Raw genomic sequence first — 12,971 nt, forward strand, 5'->3', positions numbered from 1 at the left:
ATGAGAAGGGAATCAACGTGGCGGTGATAGTGACCGGAGCCAGCGGCTTCATCGGCGGTGCCATCGCGCGTGCTCTCGCGGAGAGGGACGAGACCGTCTACGCTCTGGGCCGGAGAGACCCGGACATCCCCGGAGTGAACTTCCAGCAGTGGGACATCACCGAGCCGGCCCCTTCGGCGGTGACGTCCCTGGCGGGGAAGGTCACTTCGGTCTTCCACTGCGCCGGGATCGCCTCGGTGAGCGCTGATGATGACGCACTCTATGAGGTGCGGGTGACGGGTACGCGCAACGTCCTCGACGCCTTCCCGAAGGCCCGCATCGTCCACCTGTCGTCGACGACGGTGTACCCGCCGAGCGAACTCCACACCGAACTGTGGGAGGAAGCCGGGCCGAAAGATCCCGGCGAGTTCTCCGACGCCTACTCGCGCACCCATGCCCTGGCCGAACAGCTCGTCGCTCGGATCCGACCCGATGCCGCGATCCTCCGACCTGCGGCCGTCTATGGCCCGGGCGAGACGATGCTCATGCCGTTCCTCGCCCACATGGCGAAGAAGGGGGTGCTGCGTCTGCCCGGAGGCGGTCGGCAGAAACTCACCCTGACCCATGTCGACAATGTCGTGCGGGCCGCGCTCGCCTGCCTCGATGTGCCCTCGGCGGCGGGTCCGTTCAATATCGGGGACCCGACCCCGTACCGGCTCAAGGACGCCGTGGCCACTCACTTTGCGCGGATGGGCTACGACCAGGTCGTCATCGAAGGGGTGGCGAAGGACAAGGCGCTGGTCATGGCGAAGCTCGGACTCCGGATCAAGGGGATGTTCAAGCGCGGAGATCGTGCGAAGCTCTTCCTCGTCGAATACCTGCAGTCCGATCGGACCTATAACCTCTCACGGCAGCAGAGGGTGCTCGGGATCTCGACCACCCAGCACCTCATCCCCTCCCGGTTCCAGTAGGCCCGTCTCAGCGTTTCAGCCCGTGCTGGGCGGCGACGATCTTCGATATCAGCGAACGCGGCAGCACACGTTTGAGCAGGAACGGCAGCGGGGCCCGGCTGCCGACGGCGTAGAACTCCCGCGGCCTGGGCGAGATGATCGCGTCGACGATCGTGGCCGCGACTGTCTCGGCCGAGATGCCGCCTCGTTCATTGGCATCGAGCCGCTCGAGCATCGTCGTGACATCCGCCGTATAGGGCGAGCCCTCTTCGAGGTACTTCGTCCGGCGCAGCCCGATGCCCGTGGCGATCGACCCGGGCTCGACGGTGCTCACCCACACCCCGAACGGTGAGAGTTCCTGCCGGGCTGCCGTGGCGAATCCGCGCAGAGCGGCCTTCGACGCCGAATAGGAGCTGCGGTGAGCCAGCGGAAAACTCGCGAGCATCGACCCGACCATGATGATGCGGCCCGTTCGTCGTTTGCGCATTCCGGGCAGAACGAGCTGACTCAGCCTTACGGGCCCGAACACATTCGTGCGGAACAGGCGTTCGACGGCATCGGCGGGCAGCTCTTCGAACGGACCGGACTGACTCTCGCCGGCATTGTTGACGAGCACATCGATGCTCTCGCGCATGCCGATCGCATCGAGATCCTCGGCCAGCCGGTCCGGCCCCTCGGGGTCGGCGAGGTCGAGCGGCAGGTATCGGACCCCGGGGATGGTGTCGGTCGGTTTGAGCCGATCCGGGCTGCGGCTCGTCGTGAGGACGGTGCAGCCCTTGGCCGCGAGTGCTTCGACGACGGCTCTGCCGATACCCGAGGTGCCGCCGGTGACGAGGACGGTGAGGTCCGGTCGCGCACTGCCCGTCATGCTCGCTCTCCCCCTGGCAGCGCGGAATCGCCGTCCCCACGTCCTGATGCGTCATGCCCTCGTCCGGATGCGCCGGCACCGGTCTGGTTCGCGACCGCACGTCCGGCCCGCAGCCCCGAGAAGATGCACCCGCCGAGGAACGTGCCTTCGAGTGCGTTGTAGCCGTGCATTCCGCCGCCCCCGAATCCGGTGACCTCACCGGCTGCGAACAGCCCCGGAATCGGTGTGCCGCCTCCGGCAGTGCCGCCGGCAGCGCCGATGACCTGACCGTCGAGGTTCGTCTCCACCCCGCCGAGGGTCTTGCGCGAGAGCAGACTCAGCCGCACCGCGATGAGCGGCCCGTGCTCGGGATCGAGGATTTCGTGCGGCTTGACCGCGCGCACGACCTTGTCCCCCAGATAGGCGCGGGCGTTGTGGATCGCCTGCACCTGCGCATCCTTCGAGAACGGGTGCGCGGTCTGGCGGTCCCGTTGCCGGATCTGCTCGACGAGGTGGTCGTGATCGATGACCGGCCCGCGGGAGCGTGCATTCATCCGGGCGACGAGTTCCTCGGTCGAATCGGCGACGACGAAGTCGGAACCGTACTTCTTGAACGCCTCGATCGGCGCGGGAGCATCGGAGGAGCGCACACGGTCGAGCGTGATCCGGATGTCCTTCTCCGTGATGTCCGGGTTCTGCTCCGAACCCGAGAGCGCGAATTCCTTGCGGATGATCGACTCGTTGAGGACGAACCACGAATAGTCGTACCCCGTGTCGAGGATTGTGCGCATCGTCCGGTTCGTGTCGAAACCGGGATAGTTCGGGGCTGGGAACCGGTTGCCTTCGGCATCGAACCACATCGACGAGGGGCCGGGAATGATCCGGATCCCATGCCCGGGCCAGATCGGATTCCAGTTCTCGATGCCCTCCGTGTACGCCCAGATCCGGTCCCGATTGATCAGGCTCGCCCCGGCATCCTCGGCGATCTGGAGCATCCGTCCGTCCACGTGAGCGGGCACACCGGCGAGCATCGTGTCGGGGAACTCGCCGAGGCGGTCGACCGGCCAGTACTTCTTCATGAGGTCGAAATTGTGGCCGATCCCGCCGGTGGTGACGATGACGGCGGGAGCACGGAGTTCGAAGTCCGCGACCTCCTCGCGGTTCGACTCCACCCCGCGAGCCGTGTGGCTGGGCGCGAGCGTGCGACCGCGGACACCGACGACGGTGCCGGATTCGGTGAGGAGCTCATCGACGCGGTGTCGGAACCCGAACTCGACGAGCCCGGCCGTCTCGGCGGCTTCGACGGGTTCGCGGAAGACGCGGACCACCTCGGGGCCGGTGCCCCAGGTGAGGTGGAAGCGGGGGACGGAGTTGCCGTGTTCGGCGGCTCCGGAGCCGCCGCGTTCGGCCCAGCCGACGATCGGAGTCAGGCGCAGGCCGAGGTCACGCAGGTACTGTCGCTTCTCTCCTGCCGCGAATTCGAGGTAAGCCTCGGCCCACTGTCTGGGCCAGTGGTCCTCCTCGCGGTCGAATCCCGCCGAGGTGGCCCAGTCGGCGCGGGCGAGTTCGAGCGAGTCGTGCACGCGCAGTCGACGCTGTTCGGGAGAGTCGATGAGGAAGAGCCCGCCGAGTGACCAGAACGCCTGCCCGCCGAGGTTGGCGCGATTCTCCTGGTCGAGGATGACGACGCGTTTGCCGGCTCGGGTGAGTTCATGGGCGGCGACGAGACCGGCGAGTCCGGCGCCGACGATGATCGCATCGGGGGATGGGTGGCCGTTTGTGCTCATCGTCGACTCCTCTGTCGTCTCCGTCGGCCGAACCGACGTTCAGTGGGTTCAGATTGCCAAAAACAGGCCGGATTCTGGCAATCTGCGCACACTTACCTTTCAGTAGGAATCAGTATCGCAGACTCAGCCGCCCAGGGTGCGCTCCAACCAGTCGGCTGCCGCGGCGAAGGACTCCTCGGAGGTCGTCGGGTCGATCGGCACGAGGACTCCGTCGGAACTCGGGTAGCTGCCGAGGAAGGCGAGTTTGAGCGCGGACCGATGAACGCCCTGCAGCGCCTCGGCCACCCGCGCCTCGTGGATGTGCCCGAGCAGGTCGATCGAGAACTGGTAGAGACCCAGCCCGTCGCCGGTCGGTCGGGATTCGATGCGCGACATGTTCACACCGCGGCTGGAGAACTGTTCGAGCAGTTCGAGCAGCGAACCGGCCCGGTCCGATCGCAGAGCCGCGACGATGGTGGTCTTGTCCGCCCCGGTCGGTGCGGGAATGGCACCGGGACGGGTGACGACGACGAAACGGGTGACGGCGTCCTTGCGGTCGCCGATGTCCTCGGCGAGGACGTCGAGCCCGTAGCGCTGCGCGGCCAGGGCGGGACACACGGCGGCCACATGGTCACCGGCGTCGTTGGCCAGGTCGCGGGCGGCAGCGGCCGTCGACGAGGTCGGCAGGTAGACGGCATCGGGGAAGTGTTCGGACATGTACGCGCGCACCTGTGCCTCACCGTGCGGGTGGGAGCCGAAGGACGTGACCTCCTCGGCGGCGGTCCCCGGCTTCACGGCCAGGACGAAGCGGACGGGCACGACCACCTCGGCGATGATCTGGAGCCGACCGTGCTCGGTCAGGGCATCGATCGTGGCCGGCACCCCGCCTTCGACGGAGTTCTCGATCGGAACGACTGCGGCATCGCAGTCGCCTTCGATGACGGAATCGAGAGCGGCGGCGGCATTGCGCATCGGCTGTGCCGAGGCCGTCGCGCGCAGATTCCGGGAGTCGAGGAAGCTCAGCAGAGCCGCCTCGGTGAACGTGGCCTCGGGGCCGAGGTAGGCGAAACGGGCCAGACTCACTTGCCGGTCTCCTTCTGCTGGTGGCTCCGCTTGGCGCGGATGCGGCGGACGAGGATGGCGCGGGCGACATCGCGGTATTGGGCGGCGCGGTGCAGCTGCGCCTTGAGGTCGCGACCGGTGACGCGGTGGTGGAGGTCGCATTCGACCTCTTCCACGCGCAGGCCGCCGTTGACGACGTCGATGGTCATGGCCGTTTCGACACCCCATCCGGCGGCGAACGGCAGGGCCGTGTCAAAGGCCTCCCGGGACAGGCAGCGCATGCCTGACAGGGGCTGAGTGGCCTCGAAGCCGCTGAGTTCGGCGATGCCCTTCTTCGCGAGCCCGACGACGAATCCGAAGCCCCCGCCCTTGCGCTTCTGCGCCGGCAGGATCGCGATCGTCATGTCCGCTTCGCCCGCGAGCACGGGTGCGGCCAGGGGAGCGGTGTTGACGGCGGAGTCCTCGAGGTCGCCGTCGATGAACAGCAGCGCCCGATGCTTCGGCTCGAGACCCGGGTCGGCGTCGGAGATCTCCCGGTTGCGCAGCGCGAACGCCCCGGTCATCATGGCCGCGGCCTTGCCCTTGTTCTTCGGGTGGGTGATCACCTCGGCGCCGGCCCGACGGGCCACGGTCCCCGTGTCATCGCTCGATCCGTCGTCGACGACGAGGACGATGTCGACCCCGGGAATCTGCTTGGCCGCGGTCACCGTGGCGGCGATGCGCTCGGATTCGTTCATCGCCGGGACGATGGCGGCGACCGCCTCGGGGGCGGGGTGCGGGTGTGCGCTCATGCGGGTGCTCCTGTCCGACACCGGCGCCGAGGCGGGGCCGGGCACGGTCGGATCCGTGCCCGGCCTGCCCGGCCGGGTGGCGGATGTCAGTGGATGGTCAGCTGGCGGGACACGATTCCGGAGCGGACGCGACGGGCCTCCGTGCTCATCGGCTCGGTCGTGTTCAGCGCCTCGTCCATGGCCTTGCCGAAGGCGGCGATGGGCTCTTCGACATCGTCGGGACGGGTGCCGAACTCGAGCTCCCAGACGGGGATGATGATCCCGTGGGCGCGGAAGTAGCCGAGGAAGGAGCCGATGCCGCCGAGGTCGTTGCCGTTCTCGGCCTGCAGGCGGGCCATCGCATCGACGACGCGATCCTCGCCCTCGGAACGGGCCCAGCGGACATAGGTGCGTCCGGACATCTCGGTCCAGTAGGCGGAGTCGACCGAGGCGAGCTTCTCGGTCGGGGCGACCGAGTCGTTGGCCTGCTGCAGGGCGGCACCGACCTCGGGGTCGGTCTCGGCCTCGGGCAGCGCCCAGTAGTCGAAGGATTCGAGCACGCGGACGTCGAACGGGTGAGAGGTGTCGAGGATGTCCTGCAGGCGCGGACCCGCACCGGGTTCGGTCGTCGCTTCGATCGAGGTGCCGGGCTCCGCCTCGACGGCGGCGAGGATGCCGCGGGCAACATCGCGGGAGGCGTCGGTCGAGGACACCGGCACCTGCATGCCGGCCATGATCTCACCGTCATCACGACGCCAGGCCTGCCAGGCGGCGGGCAGGAGCGAGGCGATCGTCACCTCATGGCCGCCGTATTCCTCGGTGAGCTTCGCGGTCGCGGTCGCCGCGGGCACGAGTTCACGCAGGCAGATGATGTCGGCTTCGAACGGCAGGTCCGCAAACGGACGTGCGACGAAAGCCGTGGCCTGCGCCCTCGCGAGGCGTTTGGCGATGAGTTCTTCCTTGGAGCGCTTCGACTTCTTTCCCATGGGACGCAAGTCTAGTCGGTGCGCCGTGAGTGCGCCGGGAGGGTCCGGCGCCGCGCCGCTCCGCTCAGCGGTCGCGGGCGACGGGAATGAAGTATCGAGTGTTGTTGGACTCGTCCATACGCACCTGCAGCTTGTCACCGGGGTGCGGGAAGGCTGAGCGTTCGGGGTTGTCGGGAGTCAGCCCGAGCGTCTCGAGCTGGATGATGCCGTGCCGGCCGACTTCATCTGCGGCGAGGACGTAGGAGTGGTTGAGTTCGCGGATCGTGACCTCGATGGCCGGCTCGGTCGGTTCGTCCGTTTCGGCGAAGGTGCGTGGTGGGGCGGAATTGCCCATGCCCAGGTACGCTCCGACGTCATCGGCGATAAAACCGGCCACGGAATCCGCCTGGGCCATGAGACCGGCGAGGATGACGGACAGTCTCTCCTGCTGGGCGTCGGACTTCAGGGCCTGCCCGGGTTTGAACAGGTGCTCCTCGGCGAGGACGCACCACGCGTCCTGCAGGATCGTGCGCAGCTGCAGTTCGACGAGGACGGAGGGCTCGGAGTCGAACGGGACTTCGACGATGAGGTGGCGACCGCGGTATCCGGAGGGTTTCGGAGTCGCGGAGTAGTCGCGCACCTCGGCGATGGAGAGGTTCGCGTCGTCGTTCGCCTCGGTGAGCAGGTCCCACAGGGCGAGCTGTTCGCGTTCGGTGCGGCAGACGACGCGAGCGCCGACGACGTCGATGACCTGGTTTTCGACTTCGACGGATTCGTGGATCTCGTCATTGGCGTCGGCGAGTTTGCGTCGCAGCTTCTCACCCGTGCGCATCCGGTCCTTGATCCGACCGTCGACGACGCGCACTCGGTCGCCGGAGAGCAGAGAGGAGGAGGCGCGGACGGACTCGACCCAGTCGTTGACCGTCTCCAGGGCGGCCCTCCAGGTGGACTCACGCCGGTCGTAGGCTTCGTCGACCAGTTCGCGGACAGTTGCTGACATCATCGTCACCTTCCTAGCTCCTGGTTCAACTTCACCAGAAGACCGGGGAGATGTCTATGGCTGTGCCGCTAATGTTGCTCAGGCGGGGCCAAGGGGTGAGACGGACGACCGGGAGGCGGTTCAGAGGTCGTAGTCGACGATGACCGGTGCGTGGTCGGACGCGCCCTTGCCCTTGCGCTCTTCGCGGTCGATCTCGCCGGCTGAGGCGGTCGCGGCCAGCGACTGTGAGGCGAGCTGGAAGTCGATGCGCATGCCCTGCTTCTTCGGGAAACGCAGCTTCTGGTAATCCCAGAACGTGTAGACGCCGGGTCCGGGAGTGAACTGGCGGGTGACCTCGCTCAGGCCGGCTCCGAGGAGGTCGTCGAAGGCTCTGCGCTCGGCATCCGACACGTGCGTGGCGCCGTCGAATTCGGCCATGTCCCACACGTCCTCGTCGAGCGGGGCGACGTTGAAGTCACCGCAGAGGACGAGTCTCTTCTCCGGTTCGTCTGCCAGCTGGGCGGCGATGTCGCTCGTCAGCGCCCGGTACCACTCGAGTTTGTAGTCGTAGTGCGGGTGATCGAGTTCGCGGCCGTTGGGCACATAGAGGGAGTAGACGCGCACCCCGTTGCAGGTGGCGGCCAGGGCGCGAGCCTCGACGACGGGTTCGTCCGCACCGAAGGCCGGAATGTCCGCAAAGCCGATCTCCGTGTCGGTGAGTCCGACGCGGGAGGCGATGGCCACGCCGTTCCACTGGTTGAGGCCATGGAAGCTCACTTCATAGCCGCGCTCGGTGAACAGTTCCTCGGGGAACTGGGCATCCTTGCACTTGAGCTCCTGGATGGCCAGGACATCGACATCCGAACGATCCAGCCAGGCCCCGATGCGATCGTGGCGGGCGCGGATCGAGTTCACATTCCACGTAGCGATTCTCACCCTCCCACCCTAAGCGGTCGGCCCCGGAGGAGAAAGCGCACCCGGCCCCCGGCAACGTGATCGCAGGTCGCCCGCCGGAGGGGGCGGCGATTGCCGGGCCCCTGCGCCGACCGCACGGCCGCGAGTCGATAAGCTGGTGCCATGCCTGACGCTCCCAACGATCATCTCGGCCACGACGGCGCCGCGTACCCCGACTCCTACTATGTGCGTCTGTCCGAGGACCGCTTCGTCTCGACCCTGCACAGTCAGGGCGCATGGCAGCCCGGCGAGCAGCACCTCGCGCCCGCCTCGGGGATCGTCCTCGCCGAGATCGAACGCCGCCTGCCCAGCGACAAGATGGTCTCGCGGGTGACCTTCGACGTCCTCGGCGTCATCCACTCTGGTGAGTTCACCATCGACGTCGAGGTCATCCGCCCCGGCCGGACCATCGAACTCGTCGAAGCCCGGATGCGCCATGGTGAGCGCACGAGCATCATCGCTCGCGCCTGGCGACTGCTGGCTTCCGACACCGAGGCGGTCGCCGGTGACGAATGGCAGCCGCTGCCCGCCGTGTCCGAGATGCCCCAGGCCCCGTTCACCAACCGCTGGGGCGGCGGCTACATCGCGTCCCTCGAAGGCAGACAGGGAGCCGACGCCCACCCCGGCTATGCCCAGTCGTGGGTGCGCAGCCCCTACCCGCTCGTCGACGGCGAGACCGACCCTCCGACCGCGGCCTTCGTCAAGTACGTCGACACCGCCAACGGCCTGGCCGTGCGTGAGGACCCGAAGACGACCTTCTTCCCCAATGTCGACCTCTCCATCCACCTCACCCGGGAGCCCGAAGCCGGGTGGGTCGGCTTCGATACGCAGGTGACGTTCGGCCCGACCGGACTCGGCCAGACCACGAGCGTGCTCAGCGACACCGACGGCCCCATCGGCACCGCCGTGCAGTCCCTGACAGTGCGCAGAGGCCGCGGAGCGGTATGACCGACAGGGCCCCGCAGGCACCGCGAACCGCATCGTCGCAAGCCGGTGACGATGCCGCTTCGCGGCGGGGCCGGATGCCTCGACCGCGTGCTCTCATCACCGGGGCGAGTTCCGGTCTGGGGCGCGGCTATGCGCGGGCCCTGGCCGGCGATGGCTATGATCTCGTGCTCGTCGCCCGTGACGAACGGCGACTGCGGGAACTGTCCGATCAGCTGGGTGCCGCTCACGCGATCAACGCCGAGGTGGTCGCCGCCGACCTGGCGAGGAGGGACGGAATCGACGCAGTCGCCGAGGTCATCGACACGCAGCAGATCGATGTCCTCATCAACAACGCCGGCTACGGACTGCGCGGATCGCTGTTGGAGTCCGACATCGCCGCACTCAATGATCAGGATCAGGTGCTCACCGGTGCCGTGAGAGAACTGTCGCTGCTCGCGGCACGGAGGATGCGGGCCCGCGGCCGCGGCGGCATCGTCACCGTCTCCTCCCTGGCGGCGGTGACGACGATGGGCCAGTACGCCGCGTCGAAAGCCTCAACGCTCGTGTTCACCGAGGCGCTCGCTGGGGAGCTGCGGAACAGTCCGGTGACGGTCACCGCCGTTCTGCCCGGGTTCATCCGGACAGAATTCCACGAACGCCTCGGTGTCGCCCGTCCCGGTCCCGGTCTGCTCTGGCTGAGCGTCGACCAGGTCGTGCGGGAGTCGCTGCGTGATGCTCGTGCGGGCAAGGTCGTCTCGGTCCCCGGGCGCGGTTATCGGCTGGCCGGTCTCGTTGCTCCGCTGGTGCCGCGTCCGCTCATGAGGTGGGGATCGAACGGTTTCGCCTTCGCCCGTCGTGACGGTCGCTGAACGATCGACGACGCCACGTCCTGCTTCGCGGGAGAGCCGTCTCGAGGTGTGGCCCATCAGCAATTTTCGTCCGCCCAGCGAAGTGCGGTTGAAAAGTGAACTACCTCGAACTGAGCCTGTGACCAGGGGTTCTATTCTGCCATCTTCTGTGCTATAGATTCGCGGGCGAGATGAGACAAGTGGTGAGATTCTTTACAAGCGGTGCGAAAGTGTGGTCAAATTATGGTGTTCGCCCGGTGGGGATCGGGTGAACATAACGGACGTATGGGGATGCGTCCGGGTACTCGAGGGGAGTGCTGCGAGGACCCCGGGATGTCGCGATTGAGCGCCCCGGGGTCTTTGTCATTCATCACGCTTCGCGGAGGGGCTTTGCCACTCACAACTCCTCGCAGAGGGTCTTTGTCGTCCACAACGCTTCGCGGAGTTCATGCTGCCGACCGCCGAACTTGCGGTCACTATCGGATTTTTCACCGAAATGTAGGTCGCAAACGGACATTTCTGAGCCCGGAAAGTATCCGATTGCGACCTGCATTTCGGGGCAGCGGCTACACACTGACGGTGCGTTGGCGGCGGGAACGCGTGCGGGCGATGCCGACTTCGACCGCCACGGCCCGCAGCGGGGCGCCCAGTGCCAGGGAGGCATTGCCCGCGACACGGTCGGCCACCTCGGCGATGAGCGCATCGATGTCCGCGCGTTCATCGGCGTCGATGTGGACGAGCAGCTCCGGACTGCGGGCGGTCCCGCGCAGGATCACCTGTGCGTCGACGACCCCGTCGGTGGACTCGAGATCGTCAGCGACCGCCTCGGCGATGACCTCCGCGTTCATCGTCGTCAGTCCCGTCCGGGCGTCGGCCTGCATCCGGAAGGGCTTCGCGAAGTCCTTCCTGGGAACCTGCACGGCCAGCCAACGCAAGGCGATGACGGCGAGGACGACCGCGACGACGAGGGCAATCACCGCCGAATACGGCAGGGCGAGCACTGCTGTCGCCGGGTCGAGACTCGCGTCAGCCTGCAGCGAAGGCAGGAAAGCGGCGGCGAAACCGAATCCGATGGCGAGCACGGCCAGTCCGAGGAGCAGGGCGATGAGGCCGACGATGATGAGCCCCGTGCGGTTCGCGGCGGCGGCCGTGCGTCTCATGACTGACTCCTTCGTGCCTGGACCTTCACTGTGGGTGCGCGGTCGAACGAGATCGCATCGAAGCGCTGCCGCACGGCGGCCTCGACCTCGGCGCGGATCGGTTCGTGATCGCGGATCGGGGTGGAGAACGTGACGATCGTCGAGGTGGCGTTCGAGGAGGCCTTGACTCCGCTGACGCCGTCGACCTCGTCGGCAGCGGCGGCCGCGATCTGCGACAGCGACGAGGTGGGCACGGCGACCTCGAGATCACCGATGTGGTCGGGCGTGTTTGCCTTCACCCCGGTGATCCGACGCGCCCCCGGCGAGACACCGAGGAGGAGTGCGATGAGCCCGAGCAGCGCAACGATGAGGCCGGTGCCGATGACGACTCCCGAGCTCCAGTGCAATGCGGAGAGCCCGCCGAGACCAGAAGACGGATCCGCGGAGGTTGCTCCGTACCCGGCTGCCGTCCCGAACAGCGGCGCATCCACGGTGCCGGAGGTCACGATGGCGGCGACCGCGAACCAGCCGAGCCCCACGGCCACGAGCAGCACCAGCAGCGCGACGACCACGGCGGGGCCGATGCGTGATGGCCGCTTGCGCAGGAGACGAGAGCTCATTGTAGGGTCCTCTTTCCTCGATCCGTGCCGACAGCGGCCGGTCGCAGCCACCGCACGGCGATGTCGACCTGGCGGACGGTGACGCCGGTGAGACGTTCGACTTCGGTGCTCAGCGTGGTGCGCACCCGCTCAGTCGCCTCGGCGATGGGGGTGGGATAGCTCAGCCCCACGTCGACGGCGAGAGTGCAGCTGCGTCCGGACAGGGTGACGTCCACGGCAGGGCGGGTCTCCAGGCTCGAGTTCGCGCCGATGCCGAAGAGGCCCGCGCTCGTGCCGCCGACGCCGGGCAGGTCTTTGAGGATCTGCCCGGCGGTGCGTTCGACGACCTTGTCCGCGATCGTCAGACCGCCTCGGCGAGGGGCCGGAGCCGTGGTCGTGTCAGGAGTCGACGACACGGCCCTACCTCCGGGTGGTCGAACGCGAACTCAGCGCGGACAGGTCGAGGCGTCCGTCGAGGACGAGGCCGACGGCGAGGCCGAGACCGCCGCAGATCGCGACGACGAGGAAGGCGAGGAAACCGCCGAAGTAGGCGACGATTCCCAAGGTCAGTCCGACGAGGAGTCCGATGAGTGTTTTCGACATGGCGTTCCTTCTGCGAAGGTGGTGCTGCGGATGGGGTCAGCTGAGTTCGGGAGAGTCCTTGGCCGGCGTCTCCTCGTCGTCCTCCGGCAGGTGGACGTCGGTGACGTCGATGTTGACCTCGACGACCTGGAGCCCGGTGCCGGTCTCGACGGCGCGGATGACGTTGCGGCGGATCGCCTCGGCGACCTCGACGATGGAGGTGCCGTACTCGACGACGATGGTGAGGTCGATGGCGGTCTGCTTCTCACCCTTCTCCACGGACACGCCGCCGGAGACGTTCGTCTGCGAGCCGGGGATGCGGTCGGTGAGGGTGTCGAAGGCTCGGCGTGCGGCGGTGCCCATGCCGTGGACGCCGGGAACCTCACGTGCGGCGATGCCGGTGAGTTTGGCGACGACGTTCTCGGCGATGGAGGTCGTGCCCATGTCGGTCACGAGAGGGCTGCGCACGGAATCCTCGGCCGGGATCTGGCTGGTCGAGGCGTTCTGCTTGTTCTCTGACATTTCTTCGGGTCCCTTCGGTCGGGTGGTGTCTTCGAGAGGTGCTGACATAGGTACAGACGCAGATGGTGGGAGATCCTCACGC

The 12,971-nt window shown here is 67.4% G+C and carries 15 protein-coding genes; 3 read left to right on the forward strand and 12 right to left on the reverse strand.

From position 1 onward, the window contains the following. Positions 1 to 17 precede the first annotated feature (17 nt). Complete coding sequence (locus EB836_RS14910; RefSeq protein WP_135541783.1) at positions 18 to 950, forward strand: NAD(P)-dependent oxidoreductase; 933 nt, start codon at positions 18 to 20, stop codon at positions 948 to 950. A 7-nt stretch (positions 951 to 957) separates the two neighbouring features. Here the strand turns inward: EB836_RS14910 and EB836_RS14915 are convergent, their stop codons facing one another. The 7 genes from EB836_RS14915 to EB836_RS14945 all read right to left on the reverse strand — a co-directional run bounded on the left by EB836_RS14915 (position 958) and on the right by EB836_RS14945 (position 8,254). Then, positions 958 to 1,797 (reverse strand): SDR family oxidoreductase, encoded by an 840-nt coding sequence (locus EB836_RS14915; RefSeq protein WP_135541785.1) that lies wholly within the window; start codon positions 1,795 to 1,797, stop codon positions 958 to 960. Continuing rightward, a complete protein-coding gene (locus tag EB836_RS14920) occupies positions 1,794 to 3,563 on the reverse strand; it encodes an FAD-binding dehydrogenase (protein ID WP_135541786.1) in 1,770 nt (589 codons plus the stop codon). Before EB836_RS14920 ends, EB836_RS14915 begins: the two co-directional genes overlap by 4 nt. A 123-nt stretch (positions 3,564 to 3,686) precedes the next feature. Further along, positions 3,687 to 4,625 (reverse strand): prephenate dehydratase, encoded by a 939-nt coding sequence (pheA, locus tag EB836_RS14925; protein WP_135541788.1) that lies wholly within the window; start codon positions 4,623 to 4,625, stop codon positions 3,687 to 3,689. Further along, a complete protein-coding gene (locus EB836_RS14930) occupies positions 4,622 to 5,395 on the reverse strand; it encodes a glycosyltransferase family 2 protein (RefSeq protein WP_135541790.1) in 774 nt (257 codons plus the stop codon). The genes pheA and EB836_RS14930 overlap by 4 nt, the downstream gene beginning before the upstream one ends. Before the next feature lie 86 nt (positions 5,396 to 5,481). Continuing rightward, positions 5,482 to 6,360, reverse strand: coding sequence for a DUF5926 family protein (locus EB836_RS14935; RefSeq protein ID WP_135541792.1), 879 nt, complete (start codon positions 6,358 to 6,360; stop codon positions 5,482 to 5,484). Between the two features lie 64 nt (positions 6,361 to 6,424). Then, entirely contained in the window at positions 6,425 to 7,342 is a 918-nt protein-coding gene (locus EB836_RS14940; protein ID WP_240690031.1) for a RelA/SpoT domain-containing protein, read from the reverse strand. A 117-nt stretch (positions 7,343 to 7,459) separates the two neighbouring features. Continuing rightward, positions 7,460 to 8,254, reverse strand: coding sequence for an exodeoxyribonuclease III (locus tag EB836_RS14945; RefSeq protein WP_135541794.1), 795 nt, complete (start codon positions 8,252 to 8,254; stop codon positions 7,460 to 7,462). Positions 8,255 to 8,395: 141 nt separating this feature from the next. Between EB836_RS14945 and EB836_RS14950 the strand changes: the two genes are divergently transcribed. Continuing rightward, entirely contained in the window at positions 8,396 to 9,220 is an 825-nt protein-coding gene (locus EB836_RS14950) for a thioesterase family protein (RefSeq protein ID WP_135541796.1), read from the forward strand. After that, entirely contained in the window at positions 9,217 to 10,068 is an 852-nt protein-coding gene (locus EB836_RS14955) for an SDR family NAD(P)-dependent oxidoreductase (protein WP_240690033.1), read from the forward strand. The genes EB836_RS14950 and EB836_RS14955 overlap by 4 nt, the downstream gene beginning before the upstream one ends. A gap of 545 nt (positions 10,069 to 10,613) precedes the next feature. On the opposite strand, the gene amaP is transcribed toward EB836_RS14955, so the two are convergent. From amaP to EB836_RS14980, 5 genes are read right to left on the reverse strand one after another with little or no spacing between them, the layout of a single operon-like run. Then, the gene (amaP, locus tag EB836_RS14960; protein ID WP_135541798.1) at positions 10,614 to 11,207 is read right to left on the reverse strand and encodes an alkaline shock response membrane anchor protein AmaP; all 594 of its coding nucleotides are present in this window, start codon (positions 11,205 to 11,207) and stop codon (positions 10,614 to 10,616) included. After that, positions 11,204 to 11,806 (reverse strand): DUF6286 domain-containing protein, encoded by a 603-nt coding sequence (locus EB836_RS14965; RefSeq protein WP_135541800.1) that lies wholly within the window; start codon positions 11,804 to 11,806, stop codon positions 11,204 to 11,206. The genes amaP and EB836_RS14965 overlap by 4 nt, the downstream gene beginning before the upstream one ends. Beyond that, a complete protein-coding gene (locus tag EB836_RS14970) occupies positions 11,803 to 12,201 on the reverse strand; it encodes an Asp23/Gls24 family envelope stress response protein (RefSeq protein ID WP_135541802.1) in 399 nt (132 codons plus the stop codon). The genes EB836_RS14965 and EB836_RS14970 overlap by 4 nt, the downstream gene beginning before the upstream one ends. A 4-nt stretch (positions 12,202 to 12,205) precedes the next feature. Further along, positions 12,206 to 12,388, reverse strand: a complete 183-nt coding sequence (locus tag EB836_RS14975) for a hypothetical protein (protein WP_135541803.1) — start codon at positions 12,386 to 12,388, stop codon at positions 12,206 to 12,208. Positions 12,389 to 12,424: 36 nt separating this feature from the next. Further along, the gene (locus EB836_RS14980) at positions 12,425 to 12,889 is read right to left on the reverse strand and encodes an Asp23/Gls24 family envelope stress response protein (protein ID WP_135541805.1); all 465 of its coding nucleotides are present in this window, start codon (positions 12,887 to 12,889) and stop codon (positions 12,425 to 12,427) included. Between the last annotated feature and the right edge of the window lie 82 nt (positions 12,890 to 12,971).

It is taken from the genome of Brevibacterium sp. S111, from assembly GCF_004745075.1.
GTDB lineage: Bacteria > Actinomycetota > Actinomycetes > Actinomycetales > Brevibacteriaceae > Brevibacterium.